Genomic DNA, 21,487 nt, shown 5'->3' with positions numbered 1-21,487 from the left:
AATGCCTGATTCGCCACTGCCAGCAGTAACAGAGGTGCGCTACACGCGCAAGCCTACGCCTCTGCTACTGCTGGCAGTGGTGTTTATGCTGCTATGTGTCTACAATGCTTTCCGGTTCTTGGCCGTGTGCGTGAACTGCGGGCATGATTTGATGCGCAACCCCCAGTTGTTGTTCATTTGGGGATTCACCATTGCCGCTACGGGGTACGAAGTCTGGCGATGGTACAAAAGGAGCAAAGCGCCCTTGCCGGCACTTAAGTTGAGCAAGGCCGGCATCTGGTCGCCTTTAACTGGCTGGTTAAGCTGGCAAGAGGTACAGCTGAACGTAGCCCTTTGGCATGATGCCGTTAGCCTGCATTATTCCCAGCCCAGCACTGAGCTTCCGTTTATCAAATGGCAGATCAGCGAACTAGCTATCAGCGGAAAGAGATTGAAGCACTTGCAGCAGCAGTATCGGGAAGCCGCTAGCTAAGCTATGGACTCTCAAACCTAAAACCTCATACCATTCAAAGAGCAGCGCCTGAAGCATTAGGCGCTGCTCTTTGAATGCCATAAGGCCAGCGTCTTAATTCAGCCGAAAGTTCTTAAGGTCCCTAGGTACCAGCGGGTGCCGATCAAGCAGCAATACTTGCTGAATTGCCAAGGCAAAAACAATCAAAATGGCAATCTGCAGGTTGCTGAGCAGGGTGGCGTTGCTCTCGGTTGTAGCCGAGCTCTTTGATAGCTCCTGGCCTACCTGCAGCTGAATCTGGCTCAGCTTGGTTAGTTCGGTGTGAATGGTGTCGAACTCGCGGGCGAGCTGCTGCACATCGGCTGCCGATGGGCTGTTGGCGGCCGCAAGCAAGTGTTTTTCGTGGGCGTTGTAGCGGTGCAAATTGCGTTTGAACTCCTGGAGTACGCGGTTTTCCTCGACTACCAGGTAGGTTTGCTCGTAGCGGCTCACCAACGAATCAATCTGCACGTTGCGGCCCGCCAGCTGCATGGTGGCGTAGCGCTGCTGCTCCGCGGTGGGGTGCCCTAGGTAGCTGGCCAGCAACTGCTGCTTGGCATACATCAGGTCGTTGAGCTGAAACAGGCCCGTGGCGGGTAGCAGTCGGTCGTTGTACAACGAAGCTGCCGAGGTAGTGGCATTGTGCATCAGGCGTTTCTCGACGATGCTGCTGCCCAGCACCACAAGCAGCACCACAAGAAACAGAAAGGCCGGCTTGGCTTTATGGTGGATGCGATGGAGCGGGCTCATGGCGGTGAGGAACAGAAGTAATGCTATAGAGTAAGATAGCAAAAGCGGTGGAGCATACCTAGGCACCCACCAGGGTTAGGCGGCGTCTAGGTAGCAGCACGTTTGGCAAGCTGCGGTGCGCCCGCTTACTTGCAGTAAATGGCGCGTTTTGGGTTTCCGCAGCTACCTAGGCTGTATGTTTTGCTGGCGGCGTGCTGCTGGTTGCTTGCCAGCTCGTGGGGGCTGGCCCAAAATCTCACGTTCCGAACCCTCACCTCACAAAACGGGCTGTCGGAAAACAACGTGTACGCCATAGCCCAGGACCAGCGCGGTTTTCTGTGGCTGGCCACCCAAGATGGCCTCAATCGCTACGATGGCGCTTCCTTCCGGGTGTTTCGCAGCGACCCGCAGGTGCGCGGCAGCCTCGGCAGCAACTTTGTGCTGGCCCTGGCCGCCGATAGCAAAGGCGGCATGTGGGTGGGCACCGGCGGGGGCGGCCTGGCCTGCTTCGACCCGCTAACCGAGCGTTTTCGCATCTACGAAACCGGCGGCCCCGGCACCCTGGCCGACAACTTTGTGCGCGCCGTGTACGCCGACGGCCAAGGCCGCATTTGGGCCGGCACCGAGGGCGGTTTGCACTTGCTGAACCCCGCTACGGGCAAGTTTCGGTTGTTTAAGCACGGGCCCGGCGTAAGCGGCAGCGTGCGCGGCAACTCCATCCGCAGCATCACCCAAAGCACCGACGGGCGTGTGTGGGTAGGCACCGGCGAGGGCCGCATCAGCTACGCCGACGAGCGCACCGGCGCGCTGGTGCCGCTGCCCAACTGGCAACACGGCGACGCCATTAAGGACCTGGAACCTACCCAAGACAACGGCCTGTGGGTTGCCACCGAGCATATGGGTTTGTACTACCTAGGGCTCAGCAACAACCGCCAGGTGCACTACCAGCACGAGCCCGGCAAGGAGGGTAGCTTGCCTACCGATGACATCCGCAACTTGCTGGTAGATAGCCAGCAGCGTTTGTGGGTGGGCACCTCGGCCGGCCTATGCCGCTACACCGCCCGCACAGGTGCCTTTCAGGTGTGGCACCACCAGCCAAACGCCCCGCGCGGGCTGCCCACCGACAAAGTGCATAGCCTGTTCGAGGACCGCTCGGGCTTGTTTTGGGTGGGTACGGAGTACGGGCTTTCCAGCTTCGACCCACGACCCAACGCCTTCGCGCAGCCCATTCCGCACCGCGTAACGGGGTCGGTTTGGGCCATTGCCGAAGATGCGCGCCGCAATCTGTGGTTTGGCTCCGAAGCCCTAGGTCTGCATCGGCTCGAACCCCTCACGGGCCGCATCACCACGTACCGGCACAACGAAAACGACCCCGAAAGCCTGCCCGAAGACTTTATTCGGGCGCTGCTGCCCGACCGCGACGGCCGCCTCTGGATAGGTACCCAAAGCCAGGGGCTGGCCTGCCTCGATCCGGCTACGGGCCGTTTCCGGCGCTTTCGCCACAACCCCGCCGACCCTACCAGCCTCTCCGACGACTTTATCCGCTGCATTTATCAGGACAGGCAGGGCCGCTTGTGGATAGGTACCGAAGGCGGCCTCAACCTCTTCGACCCCGTCAGCGGGCGCAGCGCCGTGTACCGGCACAACCCCCGCGACCCGCGCAGCCTCAGCAGCAACTTTGTGCGCTGCGTATTTCAGGATAAGCGCGGGCGCATGTGGGTGGGCGTGGGCGGCGGCGGGCTAAGCTTGTTTGATCCGCGCACGGGCCACTGCCGCACCTTCCGGGCCAACCAAACCGATCCGCACAGCCTTAGCAACAACTTTGTGCGCTGCATGCTCGAGGATGAGCAGGGCCGGCTGTGGCTCGGTACCGAAGGCGGCGGGCTCACCTGCCTAGTTGACGCCGAGAAGGGCCGCTTCGTGACGTACCGCGAGCGGCAGGGGCTGCCCAACAACGTCATCTACGGCATGTCGGCCGATGGCCGCGGCGCCCTCTGGATGGCCACCAACAAAGGCATTGCGCAGTTTATGCCGAGCACCGGCAAGTTCCGGACCTATGACATGCGCGACGGTTTGCCGCAAGACGAGCACAACGCCGGCGCCTACCTGCGCACCACCGATGGCCGCCTGCTGTTTGGCGGGCCCAACGGGGTAGTGGCCTTTTACCCCACCGCGGTGCGCCACAACCCGGTGCCGCCGCCGGTGGTGCTTACCCGGTTTCGCAAGTTCAACCAACCGGCCGAGCTGGATACCAGCATTACCGAAAGCCGCGAAATCCGCCTGACCCCACGCGACTACCTGTTCTCCATCGAGTTTGCGGCCCTCAACTACCGCTTGCCCGATAAGCACCGCTTCATGTACAAGCTGGAGAACTTCGACGAGAACTGGATCGACGCGGGCAACCAGCACCAGGCCACCTACACCAACCTCGACCCTGGCACCTACACCTTTCGGGTGCGCGCCGCCAACAACGATGGGGTATGGAACCCGACCGGCACCGCCCTGCGCCTGGTGGTAGAGCCGCCGTGGTACCAAACGTGGTGGTTCCGCATTCTGGCCAGCTGGTTTGTGTTCGGCTTGTTGTTTCTGGCCTACCGGGTGCGCGTAAGTCAGCTGCTGGCCCTGGAGCGGGTGCGCCACAACATTGCCCGCGACCTGCACGATGATATGGGCTCCACGCTCTCGTCCATCAGCATCCTGAGCCAGTTGGCCCGCACGCACCAGCAGCGGGGCAGCGTGGAGCAGTCGTCGCAGCTGCTCGAGCAAATCGGCGAATCGTCGCGGCGCATGCTCGATTCGATGGATGACATCGTGTGGGCCATCAACCCCGCCCACGACAGCATGGAGTCGGTTACCTCGCGCATGCGCTCCTTTGCCTCCGATGTGCTCGAGGCGCGCGGCATCGACTTTGTGTTTAAAGTAGCGCCCGAGGTTACCGAGCACCGCCTGCCCATGCGGGCGCGCCGCGAGTTTTTTCTGCTGTTTAAGGAGGCCGTAAACAACCTCGCCAAGTACTCCAAAGCCGAATTTGCCACGATCAAGCTCGACTACGAAAACCGCCACCTGGTGCTGCGCGTGGAGGACAACGGCGTGGGCTTCGACCCCAACGCGCCCGCGCAGGGCGGCGGCAACGGCATGACCAACATGCGCAGCCGCGCCGCTGCCATCCGGGCCAGCTTGCAGATTGATACGGCCCCCGGCCAGGGTACCAAGCTGGAGCTGCGCGTGCCGATGCGGTAGCGCGGTTGTAGCGCGGACTTTGTAGTCTGCGTCCACGGATAGTAATATCTGTTTCTGACCTAGGGCGGTAGCGCGGTGTAGGGTGGGCTTTAGCCCGCGTTGGCCAGAACGGCCGACTCCAAGGTTAAACGGCGCGGCACCAATCGTTCACGCCAACGAGGGCTGAAGCCCGCGTTACACCGCTACATTGTGTTCACTTTCTCACATCATTATGCGAGGCGGCGCGTCGGGGCTTTGGCTACCTTGCAGCATCTGGTTTGCTCTTGTATCCACCACCGTTAAGCATATGGAAGCTTCTACCCGCGTACTCATTTACGAAGACAACCCCGACCTGCGCCTTAGCCTCAGCCACCTGCTAGGGGGCACGCCTGGCCTGGAGCTGGTAGGGGCCCTAGGTAACTGCCAGCAGGTAGAAACCGACATACCGCGCCTGAAGCCCGATGTGGTGCTGATGGACATCGACATGCCCGGCATCAACGGGATCGAAGGACTCAAGCGCATCAAGGCTTCGCAGCCGAAAGTGAGCGTGGTGATGCTGACGGTGTTCGAAGACAACGACCGGGTGTTTCAGGCCGTGTGCGCCGGTGCCGATGGCTACTTGCTGAAGAAAACACCCCCGGCCAAGCTGCTCGACGCCATTGGCGAGGTGCGCGCCGGCGGCGCCCCCATGACGCCGGCCATTGCCCGCCAGGTGCTGCGCCTGTTCCCGAAGCCCACCGCCCCGCGTCAGCAAGAAGACTCGCCGGCCAACCTAAGCGCCCGCGAGCAGGAAATTCTGGGGCTGCTGGTGGAGGGCTACAGCTACAAAATGATTGCCCACGACCGCGGCATTTCACTCGATACGGTTCGCTCGCACATCAAGAAAATTTACGAAAAGCTGCACGTGCGCTCCATGACGGAGGCCGTGAGCAAGGCCTTGCGCCAGGGCCTCACCTAGGCCGGGCCCTAGGTGCGGCGGGTGGTTGCCGCCGCCCGCTGTGGGGGAGGGTGGCCTCACATCGTATCACATCATCATGTGATTGCAGCTCCCCGCGGGGTTATTGACCTTTACACAATCAGACTCTCGCAGTCAGTTTGTTAGCTCACTTTTTCGACCGACCCCAATGTCAGCGAAATCCCGACGGCAGCTGCTGATTTCTTTGCTGGGCTTGTGCCTCACCGGCCGCCCGGCACTGGCTTAGCGCGGTACCGCCGCCTAGCCCCGACACACCTCCTGCAGCTCGGCAGCTGTGCCCCGGAAGTGAGCAAAACATACCCCCGCCCGGTTGGTTGAAACACCAGCCGGGCGGGCTTTTTTGTGGCTTGCCCAGCCAATTTTATGGTTGCGCACGTTTGATAGTTAGCGCGGCGGCGGGCTATCTTCGTTACCGCGCCCCTGTTCCACCGTGCCCCATGCAGCTACTCCGCAACCTCAAGCTCACCGACGTTTTCGTGCTCGACATTGAAACCGTGCCCTGCGTAGGTTGCCACGACGAGCTCGACGACATGCTGCGCCACCTCTGGGAGCACAAAGCCCAAAGCCTGCGCCGCCAGCAAGGGTACCCCAGCTGGGGCGCCGAGGAAATCGAGCCCATGCCCGACCGGCTTTCGGCCGCCGCCTTGTTTTCGCAGGCCGGGATTTACGCCGAGTTTGGCCGGGTGGTGTGCATTTCCCTAGGTTGCTTTTACCACGACAAGCAGGAGCAGCTGCGCTTCCGGGTGAAAAGCTTTGCCGCCGACGACGAAGCCACCTTGCTGCGCGAGTTTGCCGAGGTGCTCAGCCGTAAGCCCGGCCACATGCTGTGCGCCCACAACGGCAAGGAGTTCGATTTTCCGTACCTCTCGCGCCGCATGATGATCAACGGCGTGGCGCTGCCCCCCCAGCTCGACATTGCCGGCAAAAAGCCCTGGGAGGTAAACCACCTCGATACGATGGAGCTCTGGAAGTTCGGCGACCGGAAATCGTTTACCTCCTTGGCGCTGCTGGCGGCCATGTTCGGCATTCCAACGCCCAAAGACGACATCAACGGGGCCGACGTGGCCCGCGTGTACTACGAGGAGCGCGATTTGCCCCGCATCGTGAAGTACTGCCAGAAGGACATCATTACCACCGCCCGCGTGCTGATGAAGTTCCGCGGCGACGACCCCTTCGACGACGCGGCCGTGGTGTACGCCGATCAGCCCGAAATGGCGGTGCTGCGGTTGGCGTAAGCTGAACGTCGATTGGAAACCTGCAAAAGGCAGCCGCAAGGCTGCCTTTTTTCATTTGGTGCGAGGGCAAAACAGTGTGGATAACTATGTTAATATGTTGATAAATTATTGTATTATTATTCATGGTGTAACCCTTATCCCCTAGGTCATGTCGCAGAATGTGTTGGAGGAAGTCTTGGCCTGTTTCACGGCACCCGCCGTTAGCCAGGTGAGCACAGTGGTGGGAGAAAGCGAAACAGGCGTTCGAAAAGCTTTACCCAAAGTAATTCCGTTGGTACTGAGCAGCCTGATCAAGCTCGCGGAACAAGTGGGTGGCAGCGAGGTAATCTGGACGATGGCCCACGATGCCCACCGGGCCGATGTGCAGACCGATGTGCTGGCCGCCGAAAACGAAAGCAGCCCCGCGCACCGGGGGCAGCAACTGATCCGCTCGTTGCTAACCGAAAACAACCACCGGCGCGTAGGCGAAATAGCGCACGAAACCGGCATTCGGCACGCGGCCGTGGAGCGCTTGCTGGGTATTGTGGCCCCCGTGATGCTGGGGGTGTTGGGCGAGTACGCTACCCGGCAGCCGCTCGATGCGCCGGCCCTGGGCCGCTGGCTGCATGCCCAGCGCAACAGCGTATCGGGTTTGCTTATCGCCGACAAGGAAAGCAGCCTCGCCACCCAAACCGCACCCGAACCCAGGCGCCCCCTGCCGCCCGTGCACGAGCCCGTAGCGGCCCACGAGGGTATTCCGCAGCGGCAATGGTTGTGGCCGGCGTTGTTGGTGCTGCTGGCCGTGCTCACCGGCTTTTTTCTGGGGCAAAACCGCACGGCACCGCTTGCCAGCCTTCCGCCGGCCAACGCTTACACGGCGGGCCTAGGTGCCACCGACGAGCCAGCCGCCCAGGAGGCAAGGCCCGCTCGCTCGGCCGCAAACCTGGTGGCCGACAACGAAGTCCCGACTACGGCAAGCGGCCGCTACGATGCCGCTTCCGAAAACTACATCTACGACACGGGCCAGCCGGTGCAGCTAACCCTGGCGGGCGGCACCACCTACACCGTGGGCGCCAACTCCACCGAAAACCGGCTGTACCGCTTTTTGGTCGATGCCAACGTGCAGGTCGATTCCGTTAACCGCACCAAAGGCTGGATTAACTTCGACCGCGTGTACTTCGATGCCCGCAAGGCCTCGCTCACCGACGAGTCGATGGCGCAGCTGCGCAACGTGGCCGATATTCTGAAGAGCTTCCCTCGCTCCCGCGTGAAGATTGGCGGCTACACCGATACCACGGGTACCTTTTTGCAAAACCTGCGGCTGAGCGAAGAGCGGGCCACCGTAGCCATGGCTGCCCTCATCGACCTAGGCGTGCCCGCCAACCGCATCGAGGCCAAGGGCTATGGCCAGAAGTACCCCGTGGCCAGCAACGAAACCCCGGTGGGCCGGGCGCTTAACCGGCGCATCAGCATCCGCGTCACGCAGAAATAACCTGGGGCTGAAAGGCATAAGAAAAGGCAGCCCGCAAAGGCTGCCTTTTCATTGTTGACGCTGGCAAAACGGTGCGTTAGCCGTTAAGAACGTTCTCCAAAATGCCGGGCGCTACGCCGAGCAGCACCGTAATGGCTACCAGCAGCACCAGCACCGCCGATTGAAAGAAGGTAACCGGCACCGCTGCATCGGCGCCTTCGGGGGCCGGGCGCATGTACATGGCAATAATGGGGCGCAGGTAGTAGTAGATGCCGATAGCCGACATCACCACCGCAAAAATTACCAGGCCGATGTAGCCTTCCTGCGCGGCGGCCGCAAACAGGTAGAACTTGCCGAAAAAGCCGCCCGTGAGCGGAATACCGGCTAACGACAGCATGGCAACCGTCATGGCGAAGGCCAGTAGCGGGTTGGTGCGCGCCAAGCCGTTCAGGCCCTCGTAGTCGTCGCGGCCGCGCTGGTCGTGTACCAGCTTAAGCACCGCGAAAGCTGCAACCGTAGCCACCGAGTAAGCCAGCGAGTAAAAGAAGATGGCATTGGCCGACAGAGCGTTGCTGCGCAGCGCCACCAGGGCCAGCAGCAGGTAGCCGGCATGCGAAATGCTGGAGTACGCCAGCATACGCTTGGCGCTGGTTTGGGCCACCGCACCAACGTTGCCAATCAGCAGCGTGAGCACCAGCATGGCCGTGAGCGTGGGCAGCCACATGCTCATGGTGTTGTCGCCGAAGGCCACGAGTAGTAGTTTAAAGAAACCCGCGATGCCGGCCGTCTTCACCACGGTGCTCATAAAGCCCGTGAAGATGGTAGGCGCACCCTCGTACACGTCGGGCGTCCAGAAGTGGAAAGGAGCCGCTGAAATTTTAAACCCAATGCCAATCAGCATCAGCAGGATACCGATGTACAGCATAGGCGCCAGGGCCGGATCGGCGGTGGGCAGCGCACGAGCGGCCACACCCAGCTGATCCAGCGCAAAAGTGCCCGTAGCCCCGTAAAGCAAAGCCATGCCGAAGAGCAGAATGCCCGTGGCAAACGAGCCCATCAGGAAGTACTTAAGGGCCGCTTCGTTGGAGCGCAGGTTGCTCTTGTCGGAGCCGGCCAGCACGTACATGGCAATGCTGAGCGTTTCAATGCCCAGGAAGAGGATGAGCAAGTGGTTGTAGCTCACCATCATGATGGCGCCCACCAGCGAAAACAGCATCAGGCTGTAGTACTCGGCCAGGTTAGGGTTGCCTTCGCGCACGTACTGCTGCGAAAACGGTAGCAAAAGCAGCGTCGAGAGTACTACCACGGCCGTAAACACTTGCGCGTAACGGTCGAAGATGAGCATGCCGTTGAAGTAAGGCGAGTCGTTCCAGGACGACAGCGCCCCGGTGGAGTCAACGCCCGAAAGGTTTACGGCAAATACCACCGCCAGCACCAGCAGCACAGCCGGCAGCAGCACCCGGTTGGAGCGCAGGAAACCTAGGAACAGGTTGGCCAGCCCGGTAACAGAAAGCAGAATAATCGAGAGCATGAGTCGGGTGGCTTAGCGGTTGATCAGCACCAGCAGCTTGTTCACGGCGGGCTCCGAAATGTGCAGGAAGGTGCCGGGGAACAAGCCGATCCAGAACACCATCAGGATAAGCGGCACGAGCACAGCCAGCTCAGCGCCGGTTAGGTCGCGGATAACGCTCGAAAACGACGAGTCGGGGCCGAGCATCACGCGCTGGAACATGCGCAGCAGGTACACCGCCCCGAAGATGATGGTGAGGCCAGCTACGGCACCCAGCCAGGGGTTGTACTGGTATACGCCCATCAGCAGCAGAAACTCGCCTACGAAACCGTTGGTGAGCGGCAGGGCAACCGTACCGAGCAGAATAACGAGGAAGGTAACCGACAGCAGCGGGGTAGCCCGCGTGAGGCCGCCCAACTCCGGAATCTGGCGAGTGCCGGTGCGGCGCTCGATGATATCGGCGATGAAAAACATGCCGACCACGTTCACGCCGTGCGCCAGCATTTGCACCGCAGTGCCCTGCAGGCCCACGGCCGTGAGCGAGAACATGCCGGCAATCATCAGGCCCACGTGCGAAAGCGACGAGAAGGCAATCAGGCGCTTCATGTCGCGCTGACGGATGGCGATAAGCGCACCGTAGATGATGCCGATTACCGCCAGAATCATCACCAGCCAGCTCCACTGGCTAACCCCTAGGGGCACGACGGGCAGTACCCAGCGCATGGTGCCGTAAATGCCCATTTTCAGCATAATGCCCGACAGCAGCATGGTGGCCGGTGTGGGGCTTTGCTCGTAGGTATCGGGCTGCCACGAGTGCAGCGGGAAGATGGGCATCTTCACGGCGAAGGCCGAGAACACCAGCAGGAACACCCACGATTGCTCGGCAGCCGAGAGGCGCAGGTTGTAGAAAGCGGCCAGGTCGGAGCTGCGCACCGCGCCGTTAACACCCGTCATGTAGTACAAGTACACGAAGCCGGCCAGCATCAGCAGCGAGCCTACTACGGTGTAGATGAAGAACTTGAGCGTAACCTGCACGCGCCGCTCGCCGCCCCACACGCCGGCGAGGAAGTAAATCGGAATCAAGGCCACTTCCCAGAAGAAGTAGAACACGAAGGCATCCAGAGCCACAAACACCCCGATCAGGCCGGTTTGCATGAACAGCACCAGGGCGTAGAACACCGAGGGGTTGTCGTAGTCGTGGCGGAACGAGGCCAGCAGAATCAGCGGCACCAGAAACGCCGTGAGCAACACCAGCAACAGGCTCAGTCCATCAACGCCGATATGGAAGTTGATGCCTGCCGAAGCCAACCACGGGTAGTTGATTTCGAACTGGGTTTGGGAGTTGACCTGAAACGTGACCGTCATGTAAACGACCAGAGCCAGCTCAACCAACGAAGCACCAAAGGCCAAAGCACGGGCAGCGCCACCGCGCACAAAGTGCAGCAGTAGTGCAGCCGCTACCGGCCAAAGGAGAACAATAAGCAGAAGGGCAGTTTGCATAACGCGAACTTCGGGGGATGCGGAGTAGCCCGCCTATGGATTACAGTCGGATGAAATTCAGGGCCAGCACCACCACAATGCCAATTACCATCAGCAGCAGGTAGGTTTCGACGCGGCCGGTTTGCAGGTTGCGCAGCAGCTGCGAGCCGCCCATTACCGTGCGACCTAGGCCATTCACGGCACCATCCACCACGCGCTTCTCCACGCCGTCGTGTAGGCCGCGCGAGAGGAACATGGAGGGGCGCACGAACAGGGCGTTGTACAGCTCGTCGACGTAGTATTTGTTGTATACCAAGTTCTCGAAGAAGCCGCGTGGCTGGTTTTCTTCGGCCGGGCGGGTGCGGCGGGCTACGTACAGCACGTAGGCCAGCAGAATGCCCAACACGCCAGCAGCTACCGAGAAGCCAATGAGCATGTACTCGGTGGCGTGGTCGATTTCAGCCCCGAAAGCTTCGGGGTTCAGCTGGCGCGAGTAGTTGAACAGCGGCGCCAGGAAATCGGCCAAGTAGCCACGGCCCAGGAACAACGGCGCGTTCATGAAGCCACCCACGGCGGCCAGAATGGCCAGGATAATCAGCGGCAGCGTCATGCTGGCCGGCGACTCGTGCAGGTGGTGCTTCTGCTCCTCGGTGCCGCGGAACTCGCCGAAGAAGGTGAGGAACAGCAGGCGGAACATATAAAACGCCGTCAGGAACGCCGTCAGCAGGCCAATGCCCCACAGCACTTTGTTGTGCTCGTAGGCGTGGGCCAGGATTTCATCTTTCGAGAAGAAGCCCGAGAACGGCGGGATACCCGAAATAGCCAGGCAGCCGATCAGGAACGTGAGGAAGGTAATTGGCAGGGCTTTGCGCAGGCCGCCCATGCGGCGGATGTCCTGCTCGTTGCTCATGGCGTGAATTACCGAACCGGCACCTAGGAACATCAGCGCCTTGAAGAAAGCGTGCGTGAGCACGTGGAACAACGACGAGCTGTAGCCCATTACGCCCAGCGCCAGGAACATGTAGCCCAGCTGCGAAACGGTGGAGTACGCCAGTACCTTCTTGATGTCGTTTTGGGCCACGCCGATGGTGGCGGCAAACAGGGCGGTGATAGCACCAACCCAGGCCACAACTTCCAGCGTGTCGGGCGACAGGGTGTAGAGCACGTTGGAGCGCAGCACCATGTAAATACCGGCCGTTACCATGGTGGCGGCGTGGATAAGCGCCGAAACCGGCGTGGGGCCAGCCATGGCGTCGGGTAGCCAGGTATAGAGCGGCAGCTGTGCCGACTTACCCATGGCACCCACGAAAAGCAGCAGGGTAATGGCCGTAACTACGCCAGCGCCAACCTGCATCTGCGAAGCCTTCTGGAACACCTCGCCGTACTGCACCGAATCGAAGGTGAAGTAGATCAGGAAGATGCCCAGCAGGAAGCCTAGGTCGCCGATACGGTTGATGATGAAGGCCTTCTTGGCGGCGTTGTTGTAGTTGGTGTTCTTGTTCCAGAAGCCGATCAGCAGGTAGGAGCAGAGGCCCACGCCCTCCCAGCCGATAAACAGAATTACGAAGTTGGCGCCCATTACCAGCACCAGCATCGAGAACACGAAGAGGTTGAGGAAGGCGAAGAACTTGCCCACGTTCTCATCGTGGTGCATGTACCCGATGCTGTACACGTGGATCAGGAAACCCACGCCCGTAACCAGCAGCAGCATAATCAGGCTGAGCTGGTCGATTTGGTACGCAAAGGGGATACTCAGCGAGCCGACCGAAATCCAGTCGAACAAGTGCACCACGTAGGGGTATTGGAACGTGGTGAACAGGTACACCGAAATCAGGAACGAGCCCAGAACGGTGGCGCTGCCGATAAGCCCTGCAACCGTGCCCGAAAGCCGGCGGTTGAGCAAGCCGTTGATCAGGAAACCCAGAAACGGCAGCAGCGGAATGAGAATGTAGAGCAGCGGCGAGCCGGCAAAGACGGCGAGGGGCGCTTGTTCAGCCATAAGTCAGATGAGTAGATGACTGAATGAGCAGATGAGTAGAGCGGTAGGCGAGGCAAGTGCTCGTCTTACTCCTTACTCCTCCGCTCATTCACCATTTAAGCCGGTCGAGCAGGTTGACGTCGGTGTTCTGAATGTTGCGGTAAATCATCACGATGATGCCCAGGCCCACTGCTACTTCGGCAGCGGCTACGGCCATGATGAAAAACACAAATACTTGCCCGTTGGGGTCGGCGCGGTAGGCCGAAAAAGCGGCCAGCAGTACGTTGACGGCGTTGAGCATCAACTCCACGCACATGAAAATAATGATTGCATTACGCCGGCTCAGCACGCCCAGCACCCCAATTGAGAACAGGGCGGCGGCGAAAAATATGTAGTGCTGAAGCGGAATCGTGCGGATGACTTCCGGTATCGTCTGTTCCATTCAGGACGGGGTAGCGGCAGAAAAAAGCTCTACCTCAGCGGTAGGCAGAATTAGCGGGCAAAGGTATCCTGAAAATTGGAAAACTCCCGCGGAAAAGTACTTGATCGGCAAAGCCACGGCCGGAGTAGTTTGTGCGTTGCCAATGCCCGGGTGTAGCGCTGAGTGGTACTCGGCGCGGTCGGCAAAGATGACCGTGCGGCCGCGCGGCCCCGACCCTAGCGGCGTGGCTCCGCATGGGCGCGTGCCGCGCCAGCGCCGAGTACCACTCAGCGCTACACTGGGTGTCGGTAAGGCGCAAACCGCTGTTCAGGCTGGCAAATTTTCTATTCCGGATAAAGTATTTTTCCGCTGCCTGCGTCTTCCCCATCAGAATGGAACAGGCACTGACCATACTACCCACCGCGGCGGCCATGACCGAGCAAAACGACCGGGTGCAAGAGGCCGTGCGGGAGCAACGCGGCAAGCTGCTCGCGTTTATCCGCCGCCGCATCCCCGACGAGGCCGACGCCGAGGACGTGCTGCAGGACGTTTTCTACGAACTCGTGCAGAGCTACCGCCTGGTGAAGCCGGTAGAGCAAATGGCTGCGTGGCTGTTCCGGGTGGCGCGCAACAAAATCATCGACCGCTACCGCCGACCCAAGCCCGCCTCGCTCGAAGAAGCAGCCGGCTACCATGCTGCGTCCGATTCCGACGAGCCCTTGCTGCTCGCCGATGTGCTGCCCGCGCCCGACGACTCCACCGAAACCGCCATGGCGCGCGAAACCATCATGGAGGCCATTCTGGATGCCCTAGGTGAGCTGCCGCCCCCCCAGCGCCAAGTGTTTGTGTGGCACGAGTTTGACGGCAAAACCTTCCGGCAGATGTCGGAAGAAACCGGCGTGCCGCTGAAAACCCTCATTTCGCGCAAGCACTACGCGGTGCAGCAGCTGCGCACCAAGCTGCAGGCGCTCTACACCGATTTGTTTCTCGACTAACTCTCTCCCCGATATGAACCGCAATTTTTGGCTGCTCCGCGGCCTACGCTTTCTGCTCTTTGTGGCCGTGTTCGTGTCGTTGGCCAGCTTGGCCGTAATGGCGCTCTGGAACTGGCTGATGCCGGCCATATTTGGCCTACCCTTTATCTCGTTCGCTCAGGCCCTGGGTCTGCTAGTACTGAGCAAAATCTTATTTGGCGGCTTCCGAGGTGGCCCAGCCGGCGGCTGGAAAGCCCGCGCCCAAGCGCATTGGCGCCAGAACATGGAAGCCCGCATGCAGGGCATGACGGAGGCGGAGCGGGAGAAATTCCGCCAGAAAATGAGCCGTTGTAGCGCTGGTTGGGCCCGAATGGCCGCGCCGGAAGTTCGGCCTAGCCAAACTGCACAGGCTGACTAAAAACGGCAGCGGCGCCTGAATCTTCAGGCGCCGCTGCCGTTTTTAGTCAAATTTCCAAACAACCGATTTATCGAACTCAACTCTTTCTGCTGGCGTCATCCGGTCCCTGATTACTTTGATTGAGTAGCCGCCGATCAACCTATTGTTCCGGATGTAGTTCCAGTCAGCGATAGAGTCTTTGTGAATGCTTACGCGCTGGCCGCTTACAACGCTGTGGATGTATTCGGGCTCGTTGTCGACTTTCCCATAAAGCGAGTCACCTTCCACGGTTAAATCACCTATCCACATGTATTCCCTCTCGCTACCGTCAACGAAGCCATACTTCACGGCGAAGTTGTAGTTAGCCGAATCTTGGCTGTTCAGCGCTGTAATAAATTCCGCAAGGGTAGCGCGGCTTTTTCGTTGAGCCTCCAGCATCGCTAAGTCATTACGCTCGGCGTTATACATGAAGGAATCAGCGTTCCAACCCTTCTCCTTATCATGGCTGACACAACCTGCTAAAAGCGACGCAGCCGCCCCAAAGACTAAGAGTGTCTTCGGCAGCGGCTGAACCAATGTTTGCTTGCTCATTTCTAGAAGTTCCGCTCTCCAGTCTCTCGTTTGCCGAGCATTACCGAGCCTACCATAGCTACTAGAAACAGCACCGAGGCCAACTCAAAAGGCAGCAGGTATTGCTGATACAGCACTAGACCTAGGCGATTTACCATGCCAATTTGCGAATCGAAGGTGGCGAGGTCGGCGCCAGCGGGATTTACGTTGCGTAGCGCGGCAGTAAGCACGAACAGCAGCAAGCCCCCGGCAATGGCAGCCGTAATCTTGGCAAGCGCGGGCTTATTCGGTTCCGTTTCGGCGTTGAGGTTCAGGAACATCACCACGAACAGGAACAGTACCATGATGGCACCGGCGTACACGATGATGTTGACGGCTGCCAGAAACTGCGCGTTCAACAGGAGGTAATGACCCGAAATGGCGAAGAACGTCAGGATCAGGAACAGCACCGAGTGAATGGGGTTCTTGGCAAACACCACACCTAGGGCCGACAGCAGCGCCACAAACGTCAGGAAGTAGAATAAGGAGGTACCCATGGGGGAGAGGAGCTCGGGCTTCGGTACTTGGTAAATGAAATGCCCCACCAAGCCAAGCTGACCTAAGACGGCTTGGCTTAGCGCGGCAGGCTGCGGTTGTTAGGCTTCGATGCCGGCCATGCGGCGGGCCAGGGCTTCGGCTTGCTCGGGCGTGAGCTGAATGCCACGCTTGCTGCGCGCATTCGGATCGACGGGCTCCACGAGGCGGTCTTTGCCGTAAATGAACTCATCGCGCTCGAAGCGGGGCGGCGCCATCTTATCGGCCTGCAGGTAAATGGCGGCTTTGGGGCACGCCTCTTCGCACAGGCCGCAGAAGATGCAGCGCAGCATGTTGATTTCGTAGCTGACGGCGTACTTCTCCTCGCGGTACAGGTTTTCTTCGCCTTTTTTCCGCTCGCCGGCTACCATCGTAATGGCTTCGGCCGGGCAGGCTACAGCGCACAAACCGCAGGCAGTGCAACGCTCACGGCCTTGTTCGTCGCGCTTAAGCACGTGCAAGCCGCGGAATGTAGGCGAGAAGGGGCGCTGCTCCTCCGGGTAACGGATGGTAGCCTTCTTCGAGAAGAAGTGCTTGAGCGTGATGAGCATGCCTTTGGTAACAGCAGGCAGGTAGGCCCGCTCCATCAGCGTCATCTGCTTCTTCTCGATGTGTTTTCTTCTATTGGTCAGTTGCATGTTGATCGACAGTAGCAGTTGATCGGTAAGTAGCGCGCCGGGTGGCGTACTACTGCGCTAGCCGAAGAGGTAAGGCTTCAGCAGGATAAAAGCGCCGGTCAGCAGAATGTTCAGGATGGCAATGGGGAACAGCATGGTCCAGCCCAGGCGCATTAGTTGGTCGTAGCGGAAGCGCGGCAGCGTCCAGCGCACCCACATGAAGAAGAAGATGAAGAAGAAAATCTTCGCAAACAGCGTAACGGTGCCCAAGATGGTAACCGTGTTGTGCGCGAACAACTCGCCCTGCGATTTCAGCAGTACGTCGTAGAGCAGGTGCTCACCGGGGAAGCTAAAACCACCGAAGTACAAAGTGCTCATCACGGCCGAAGCCACAAACACGTTGATGTACTCGGCAAACAGGTACAGGCCCATCTTCATCGAGGAGTACTCGGTGTGGTAACCACCTACCAGCTCGGTTTCGCACTCCGGCAAGTCGAAGGGCGTGCGGTTGGTTTCGGCGAAGGCGCACACGATAAAGATGATAAAGCCGAGCGGCTGGTACACAATGTTCCAGAGGCCGTTGTACTGCTGCAGCGCAATTTCGCGCAGGCTCAGCGTACCGGTTACCATCAGCAGGGCAATCAGGGCCATGCCCATGGCCAGCTCGTAGCTAACTGCTTGCGCAGCCGCACGAACAGCACCTAGGAGCGAAAACTTGTTGTTGGAGGCCCAGCCGCCAATCATGATGCCGTAGACACCCAGCGACACCACGCCGAACACGTACAGCATCCCGATGTTCACTTCAATGGCCTGCAAGCGGATTTCGGTACCGTTGCCGAAGATCAGCGTGTTGCCAAACGGAATAACGGCCGAGGCCATCAGGGCCGTGGTCATAGCCAGGCAGGGGCCGAACACGAACAGCCAACGATTGGCGCCGCTCGGGAAGAACTCCTCCTTCGTGAACAGCTTCACGGCATCGGCCAGCGGCTGCAGCAAGCCGTAGGGGCCAGCACGGTCGGGGCCTACGCGGTCTTGCAAGAAAGCCGCTACCACGCGCTCAGCGTAGGTAGAGTAAGTAGCAATCAGCAGCGTAATGCCGAATACCGCCAGAATTACGAGGCCTTGCCAGGCCAGCAGTGGAATTTCCATGTAGTTGTCCGTTGCAAGTTGTCTGTTGTCAGTCCGTTGCGCATTCATCAGACCTAGGCCTGACAACTCGCAACGGACAACTGACAACTACTTATCTGCCTAATTTCAGAGGCGGGTTCTGTTCCAGGTCACGAATAGTGCTTTCCGGCATGTCGGCAATGACTTGCGGGTTCACCACCGGCAGCTCGTAGTGGTTGGCCGAGATAACCGACGAACGGTCGATGTGGGTCGGGCCCTCAATCGTCCAGTCGCTGGTTTCTTTCTTCTCGAAGCGGCAGGTGTTGCAAATCCACTCCTTCACCTCGCCGTACTCGTCTTTGCGAGCGGTTACGCGCAGTACGTCTTTGCCTTTGTACCACAGCACCACGTTGCCCGAGCACTTCGGGTTTTCGCAGTTGCGGTGGGCATTCACCGGCTTGGTAAACCACACACGCTGCTTGAAGCGGAAGGTCTTGTCGGTCAGGGCGCCTACCGGGCACACGTCAATCACGTTGCCGGAGAACTCCTGGTCGATGATGTTGTCGATGTACGTGCCGATTTCGGCCGCGTCGCCCCGTCCCAGGACACCGTGCACGCGCTGCTCGGTCAGCTGATCGGCCGTGTACACACAGCGGTAGCACAGGATGCAACGCGTCATGTGCAGCTGGATGTAAGGGCCGATGTCGATTTTCTCGAACGTGCGGCGCTCCTCCTCGTAGCGGGTGGTGGCCATGCCGTGCTCAAAGGCAAAGTTCTGCAGGTCGCACTCACCGGCCTGGTCGCACACGGGGCAATCGAGCGGGTGGTTAATCAGCAGCATTTCCACAATGCCCTTGCGCACGTCGAGCACCTGCTGGTTGGTGGTGTTTTCCACCACCATGCCGTCTTGCACCGTCGTGATGCACGAAGGCACCAGCTTGGGCATGGGGCGCGGGTCCTTGGCCGAGCCGGCCGTCACCTTCACCAGGCAGGCGCGGCATTTGCCGCCCGTGCCTTTCAGCGGGGTGTAGTAGCACATAGCCGGCGGCACAATGTCGCCCCCGATTTTGCGGGCTGCATTCATGATAGTGGTACCGTCTGGTACTTCTATCTCGATGCCGTCGAAGGTTATTTTAGCCATTTTCAGAACTCCCTAGGTAGGGAGCGAAAAGTCAGTTCAAAAGGAAAGTTAAACCAGTACGGCTTTGCCGGGGTACACGGCGCCGGGGCGAGCAGCCTCTTCGCGGTGCGTCACGTGCCACTCGAACTCGTGGCGGAAGTGGCGCACTGCTGCTGCAACCGGCCAAGCCGCAGCTTCACCTAGGGGGCAAATGGTATTGCCCTCGATCTGCTTAGCCACGCTCACGATCAGGTCGATGTCGTGCATGTTGCCGTGGCCGTGCTCGAGGCGGTGCAGCACCTTTTCCAGCCAGCCCGTACCCTCGCGGCACGGCGAGCATTGCCCGCACGACTCGTGGTGGTAGAAGCGCGAAAAGTTCCAGGTGTTGCGCACGATGCAGGTCGTCTCGTCCATGGCAATGAAGCCACCCGAGCCGAGCATGGTGCCCGTTACGAAACCACCGTCCGAAAGCGACTCATAAGTCATCAGACGGTTTTCACCGGCTGCAGTCTTCAGAATCAGCTCTTTGGGCAGAATCGGCACCGACGAGCCGCCGGCCACTACAGCCTTTAGGTCACGCCCTTTCCAGATGCCGCCGCAGTACTCGTCGGAGTAGATAAATTCCTCCACGGGCACGCCGAGCTCAATTTCGTAGATGCCCGGCTTGTTCAAGTGGCCACAAGCCGAAATCAGCTTGGTGCCGGTGCTCTTGCCAACGCCCAGCTTGGCGTACTCGTCGCCACCATCGTTGATGATGGGCACCACGGCCGCAATCGACTCCACGTTGTTTACCACCGTGGGGCGGGCGTAGAGGCCCTGCACAGCCGGGAATGGCGGCTTGTTGCGCGGGTTGCCACGCTTGCCTTCCAGCGACTCGAGCAAAGCGGTTTCTTCGCCGCAGATGTAGGCGCCGCCGCCGGGGTGCACGTGCAAGTCGAGGTCGTAGCCCGAGCCTAGGATGTTCTTACCTAGGAAGCCGTTGGCGTAGGCCTCGGCAATGGCTTTCTCCAGAATGCGCAGCACGTACAACAGCTCGCCGCGAATGTAGATGTACGAGGTGTTCGCACCTAGGGCGTACGAGCTCGTAATCATGCCCTCGATGAGCAAGTGCGGCAGGCGCGACATCAGGTGGCGGTCCTTAAAGGTACCGGGCTCCGATTCGTCGGCGTTGCACACCAAGTGGCGCGGAACCCCTTCTGGCTTAGCCAGGAAGCTCCACTTCATGCCCGTGGGGAAGCCAGCGCCGCCGCGGCCACGCAGGCCCGACTTCTTCACTTCTTCCACCACCTCGTCGGGCGTCATCGTCTTCAGCGCCTTCTCCACCGAGCGGTAGCCGCCGTGTTGGCGGTATACCTCGAAGGTGTCGATGCCCGGGACGTTAATATATTCGGTCAGTAGCTTGCGGCCCATGACGGTAGTTGCTTCGGAGGGTTATTGTTGCGTGTGCTGCAGGCCGGTTTGCTCCCACGGGAGCAGGGGGCGGTGCACCATGTTGCGTAACTCGTTGAGCATGGCGTCAACGGCTTCGGGCGTATCGAGCTGCTCGTAGTACTTCTCGCGCACCTGCACGATGGGGGCAGTGCCACAAGCGGCCAGGCATTCCACTTCTTTCAGGGTGAACAGGCCATCGGGCGAGGTTTCACCGACTTTGGCGCCGGTGATGCGCTCCAGGTTGGCCGTCAGCTCGTCGGAGCCGCGCAGCATGCAGGGGCCCGTGCGACAAATTTCCAGCACGTGCTTGCCTACCGGCTTCAGGTTGAACATCGTGTAAAACGAGGAAACCTCGTAAACCTCGATGGGCTTCAGACCTAGGGTTTCGGCCACTAGGTCTTGTACCTCGGGGCTTACCCAGCCGCCAAACTCGGCCTGCGCAATGTGCAGCAGCGGCAGCAGGGCCGACTTTTTGCGTTCGGCGGGGTAATGAGTCAGCAGACGAGCAATTTCAGCCTGGGCGGCCGGGGAAAATTGCGGTTTCTGAGCAGTTGTTTCGGGAGTATTCATGCCGCAGACGTGGCTAGTATTTCTTGCAGGTGCCTGCGTAACGTGGGCAGTTCCTGCTGAACGACGCGCCACAGCAGCGCCTCGTCGATATTGTCGTAGTCGTGAACCAAAATATGACGCATACCGATGATGCGCTTCCACTCGATGCCCGGATGCCGCTGACGCAGCTCCGGGGTAAGCTTGCTGGCCGCTTCGCCGATAATCTCTACCAGCTTCACAAAAGCGAAAAAGCGGTAGTCACCATCGGGCAGCCGGTGTCCGGGCAACGCCTCGTAAGCCCCTAGGGCCTGTTCAGCGGCTGCCAGCATATGCTCCAGACGGAGTCTATCGTTAGGCAGCTTGCTCATAGATAGGATGCAGATCGGACGCGATGTTATTGCGGAAACGGCTGCCAGGCTTGGCACCCGTTACCACATCTACTTTCTTACCTAGGATTTCGGCCAGATACTCGTGCCACAAGAACACGTCGAGGGCACTTACCAGCCGGTCGTAGTCGATTTCGACCAGCAAATCTACGTCGCTTTTTTCGTCGGCCTCACCGCGGGCATACGAGCCAAACAGGTAAGCCTTGCGCACGGGCTGAGTGCGGAAGAACTCCCTGATTTTCTGGATTTCCTGCTCGGTGAGGTGCATCGGTTTCG

Annotated in this window: 21 protein-coding genes; 7 read left to right on the top strand and 14 right to left on the bottom strand. The window is 59.8% G+C overall.

Annotated features, from left to right (window positions below; all coding sequences use genetic code 11):
* The first annotated feature begins 1 nt into the window (after position 1).
* Positions 2–472: a hypothetical protein gene (locus OIS50_RS11535; RefSeq protein ID WP_264690796.1), complete on the top strand. Its 471-nt coding sequence runs from the start codon at positions 2–4 to the stop codon at positions 470–472.
* 93 nt (positions 473–565) lie between these two features.
* Here the strand turns inward: OIS50_RS11535 and OIS50_RS11530 are convergent, their stop codons facing one another.
* Positions 566–1,240 (bottom strand): MCP four helix bundle domain-containing protein, encoded by a 675-nt coding sequence (locus OIS50_RS11530; protein ID WP_264690795.1) that lies wholly within the window; start codon positions 1,238–1,240, stop codon positions 566–568.
* 138 nt (positions 1,241–1,378) lie between these two features.
* Between OIS50_RS11530 and OIS50_RS11525 the strand changes: the two genes are divergently transcribed.
* The 4 genes from OIS50_RS11525 to OIS50_RS11510 all read left to right on the top strand — a co-directional run bounded on the left by OIS50_RS11525 (position 1,379) and on the right by OIS50_RS11510 (position 8,120).
* Entirely contained in the window at positions 1,379–4,459 is a 3,081-nt protein-coding gene (locus OIS50_RS11525) for a sensor histidine kinase (protein ID WP_264690794.1), read from the top strand.
* Positions 4,460–4,745: 286 nt separating this feature from the next.
* On the top strand, positions 4,746–5,396 hold the full coding sequence (locus OIS50_RS11520) for a response regulator (protein WP_264690793.1): 651 nt from the start codon (positions 4,746–4,748) through the stop codon (positions 5,394–5,396).
* Positions 5,397–5,851: 455 nt separating this feature from the next.
* On the top strand, positions 5,852–6,649 hold the full coding sequence (locus tag OIS50_RS11515; RefSeq protein ID WP_264690792.1) for a 3'-5' exonuclease: 798 nt from the start codon (positions 5,852–5,854) through the stop codon (positions 6,647–6,649).
* 148 nt (positions 6,650–6,797) lie between these two features.
* Positions 6,798–8,120 carry an OmpA family protein gene (locus OIS50_RS11510; RefSeq protein ID WP_264690791.1) on the top strand — a complete coding sequence of 441 codons (1,323 nt, stop codon included), beginning with the start codon at positions 6,798–6,800 and terminating at the stop codon, positions 8,118–8,120.
* Positions 8,121–8,196: 76 nt separating this feature from the next.
* Here the strand turns inward: OIS50_RS11510 and OIS50_RS11505 are convergent, their stop codons facing one another.
* The 4 genes from OIS50_RS11505 to nuoK all read right to left on the bottom strand — a co-directional run bounded on the left by OIS50_RS11505 (position 8,197) and on the right by nuoK (position 13,508).
* Positions 8,197–9,630 carry an NADH-quinone oxidoreductase subunit N gene (locus OIS50_RS11505; RefSeq protein ID WP_264690790.1) on the bottom strand — a complete coding sequence of 478 codons (1,434 nt, stop codon included), beginning with the start codon at positions 9,628–9,630 and terminating at the stop codon, positions 8,197–8,199.
* A gap of 12 nt (positions 9,631–9,642) precedes the next feature.
* The gene (locus OIS50_RS11500) at positions 9,643–11,109 is read right to left on the bottom strand and encodes a complex I subunit 4 family protein (RefSeq protein WP_264690789.1); all 1,467 of its coding nucleotides are present in this window, start codon (positions 11,107–11,109) and stop codon (positions 9,643–9,645) included.
* A 40-nt stretch (positions 11,110–11,149) separates the two neighbouring features.
* The gene (gene nuoL / locus OIS50_RS11495) at positions 11,150–13,087 is read right to left on the bottom strand and encodes an NADH-quinone oxidoreductase subunit L (protein ID WP_264690788.1); all 1,938 of its coding nucleotides are present in this window, start codon (positions 13,085–13,087) and stop codon (positions 11,150–11,152) included.
* Between the two features lie 88 nt (positions 13,088–13,175).
* A complete protein-coding gene (gene nuoK, locus OIS50_RS11490; protein WP_264690787.1) occupies positions 13,176–13,508 on the bottom strand; it encodes an NADH-quinone oxidoreductase subunit NuoK in 333 nt (110 codons plus the stop codon).
* A 371-nt stretch (positions 13,509–13,879) separates the two neighbouring features.
* On the opposite strand from nuoK, the gene OIS50_RS11485 reads away from it, so the two are divergent.
* Both OIS50_RS11485 and OIS50_RS11480 read left to right on the top strand, forming a co-directional pair.
* Positions 13,880–14,482, top strand: a complete 603-nt coding sequence (locus OIS50_RS11485) for an RNA polymerase sigma factor (protein ID WP_264690785.1) — start codon at positions 13,880–13,882, stop codon at positions 14,480–14,482.
* Positions 14,483–14,495: 13 nt separating this feature from the next.
* Complete coding sequence (locus OIS50_RS11480; protein ID WP_264690784.1) at positions 14,496–14,879, top strand: hypothetical protein; 384 nt, start codon at positions 14,496–14,498, stop codon at positions 14,877–14,879.
* A gap of 42 nt (positions 14,880–14,921) precedes the next feature.
* On the opposite strand, the gene OIS50_RS11475 is transcribed toward OIS50_RS11480, so the two are convergent.
* The 9 genes from OIS50_RS11475 to OIS50_RS11435 form a co-directional block, all read right to left on the bottom strand.
* Complete coding sequence (locus tag OIS50_RS11475; protein ID WP_264690783.1) at positions 14,922–15,449, bottom strand: YegJ family protein; 528 nt, start codon at positions 15,447–15,449, stop codon at positions 14,922–14,924.
* Positions 15,450–15,451: 2 nt separating this feature from the next.
* Positions 15,452–15,964 carry an NADH-quinone oxidoreductase subunit J family protein gene (locus tag OIS50_RS11470; protein ID WP_264690782.1) on the bottom strand — a complete coding sequence of 171 codons (513 nt, stop codon included), beginning with the start codon at positions 15,962–15,964 and terminating at the stop codon, positions 15,452–15,454.
* Between the two features lie 99 nt (positions 15,965–16,063).
* A complete protein-coding gene (locus OIS50_RS11465; protein ID WP_264690781.1) occupies positions 16,064–16,639 on the bottom strand; it encodes a NuoI/complex I 23 kDa subunit family protein in 576 nt (191 codons plus the stop codon).
* 57 nt (positions 16,640–16,696) lie between these two features.
* Positions 16,697–17,767 carry an NADH-quinone oxidoreductase subunit NuoH gene (nuoH, locus tag OIS50_RS11460; RefSeq protein ID WP_264690780.1) on the bottom strand — a complete coding sequence of 357 codons (1,071 nt, stop codon included), beginning with the start codon at positions 17,765–17,767 and terminating at the stop codon, positions 16,697–16,699.
* 91 nt (positions 17,768–17,858) lie between these two features.
* A complete protein-coding gene (locus OIS50_RS11455; RefSeq protein ID WP_264690779.1) occupies positions 17,859–18,866 on the bottom strand; it encodes an NADH-quinone oxidoreductase subunit G in 1,008 nt (335 codons plus the stop codon).
* A 48-nt stretch (positions 18,867–18,914) separates the two neighbouring features.
* On the bottom strand, positions 18,915–20,255 hold the full coding sequence (gene nuoF, locus OIS50_RS11450; RefSeq protein WP_264690778.1) for an NADH-quinone oxidoreductase subunit NuoF: 1,341 nt from the start codon (positions 20,253–20,255) through the stop codon (positions 18,915–18,917).
* A 21-nt stretch (positions 20,256–20,276) separates the two neighbouring features.
* Positions 20,277–20,846: an NADH-quinone oxidoreductase subunit NuoE family protein gene (locus OIS50_RS11445; RefSeq protein WP_264690777.1), complete on the bottom strand. Its 570-nt coding sequence runs from the start codon at positions 20,844–20,846 to the stop codon at positions 20,277–20,279.
* A complete protein-coding gene (locus tag OIS50_RS11440; protein WP_264690776.1) occupies positions 20,843–21,193 on the bottom strand; it encodes a HepT-like ribonuclease domain-containing protein in 351 nt (116 codons plus the stop codon). The genes OIS50_RS11445 and OIS50_RS11440 overlap by 4 nt, the downstream gene beginning before the upstream one ends.
* Complete coding sequence (locus tag OIS50_RS11435; RefSeq protein WP_264690775.1) at positions 21,177–21,479, bottom strand: nucleotidyltransferase family protein; 303 nt, start codon at positions 21,477–21,479, stop codon at positions 21,177–21,179. The genes OIS50_RS11440 and OIS50_RS11435 overlap by 17 nt, the downstream gene beginning before the upstream one ends.
* Positions 21,480–21,487: the final 8 nt, after the last annotated feature.

Origin of the sequence: Hymenobacter sp. YIM 151858-1 (assembly GCF_025979705.1) — a bacterium.
GTDB lineage: Bacteria > Bacteroidota > Bacteroidia > Cytophagales > Hymenobacteraceae > Solirubrum.
This window is presented reverse-complemented; position numbering and strand designations above follow the sequence as displayed.

Bases quoted from the DNA above. Each gene is read 5' to 3' on its own strand.
- OIS50_RS11535 (WP_264690796.1), top strand. From the start codon at position 2: ATGCCTGATTCGCCACTGCCAGCAGTAACAGAGGTGCGCTACACGCGC.
- OIS50_RS11530 (WP_264690795.1), bottom strand. From the start codon at position 1,240: ATGAGCCCGCTCCATCGCATCCACCATAAAGCCAAGCCGGCCTTTCTG.
- OIS50_RS11525 (WP_264690794.1), top strand. From the start codon at position 1,379: ATGGCGCGTTTTGGGTTTCCGCAGCTACCTAGGCTGTATGTTTTGCTG.
- OIS50_RS11520 (WP_264690793.1), top strand. From the start codon at position 4,746: ATGGAAGCTTCTACCCGCGTACTCATTTACGAAGACAACCCCGACCTG.
- OIS50_RS11515 (WP_264690792.1), top strand. From the start codon at position 5,852: ATGCAGCTACTCCGCAACCTCAAGCTCACCGACGTTTTCGTGCTCGAC.
- OIS50_RS11510 (WP_264690791.1), top strand. From the start codon at position 6,798: ATGTCGCAGAATGTGTTGGAGGAAGTCTTGGCCTGTTTCACGGCACCC.
- OIS50_RS11505 (WP_264690790.1), bottom strand. From the start codon at position 9,630: ATGCTCTCGATTATTCTGCTTTCTGTTACCGGGCTGGCCAACCTGTTC.
- OIS50_RS11500 (WP_264690789.1), bottom strand. From the start codon at position 11,109: ATGCAAACTGCCCTTCTGCTTATTGTTCTCCTTTGGCCGGTAGCGGCT.
- nuoL (WP_264690788.1), bottom strand. From the start codon at position 13,087: ATGGCTGAACAAGCGCCCCTCGCCGTCTTTGCCGGCTCGCCGCTGCTC.
- nuoK (WP_264690787.1), bottom strand. From the start codon at position 13,508: ATGGAACAGACGATACCGGAAGTCATCCGCACGATTCCGCTTCAGCAC.
- OIS50_RS11485 (WP_264690785.1), top strand. From the start codon at position 13,880: ATGGAACAGGCACTGACCATACTACCCACCGCGGCGGCCATGACCGAG.
- OIS50_RS11480 (WP_264690784.1), top strand. From the start codon at position 14,496: ATGAACCGCAATTTTTGGCTGCTCCGCGGCCTACGCTTTCTGCTCTTT.
- OIS50_RS11475 (WP_264690783.1), bottom strand. From the start codon at position 15,449: ATGAGCAAGCAAACATTGGTTCAGCCGCTGCCGAAGACACTCTTAGTC.
- OIS50_RS11470 (WP_264690782.1), bottom strand. From the start codon at position 15,964: ATGGGTACCTCCTTATTCTACTTCCTGACGTTTGTGGCGCTGCTGTCG.
- OIS50_RS11465 (WP_264690781.1), bottom strand. From the start codon at position 16,639: ATGCAACTGACCAATAGAAGAAAACACATCGAGAAGAAGCAGATGACG.
- nuoH (WP_264690780.1), bottom strand. From the start codon at position 17,767: ATGGAAATTCCACTGCTGGCCTGGCAAGGCCTCGTAATTCTGGCGGTA.
- OIS50_RS11455 (WP_264690779.1), bottom strand. From the start codon at position 18,866: ATGGCTAAAATAACCTTCGACGGCATCGAGATAGAAGTACCAGACGGT.
- nuoF (WP_264690778.1), bottom strand. From the start codon at position 20,255: ATGGGCCGCAAGCTACTGACCGAATATATTAACGTCCCGGGCATCGAC.
- OIS50_RS11445 (WP_264690777.1), bottom strand. From the start codon at position 20,846: ATGAATACTCCCGAAACAACTGCTCAGAAACCGCAATTTTCCCCGGCC.
- OIS50_RS11440 (WP_264690776.1), bottom strand. From the start codon at position 21,193: ATGAGCAAGCTGCCTAACGATAGACTCCGTCTGGAGCATATGCTGGCA.
- OIS50_RS11435 (WP_264690775.1), bottom strand. From the start codon at position 21,479: ATGCACCTCACCGAGCAGGAAATCCAGAAAATCAGGGAGTTCTTCCGC.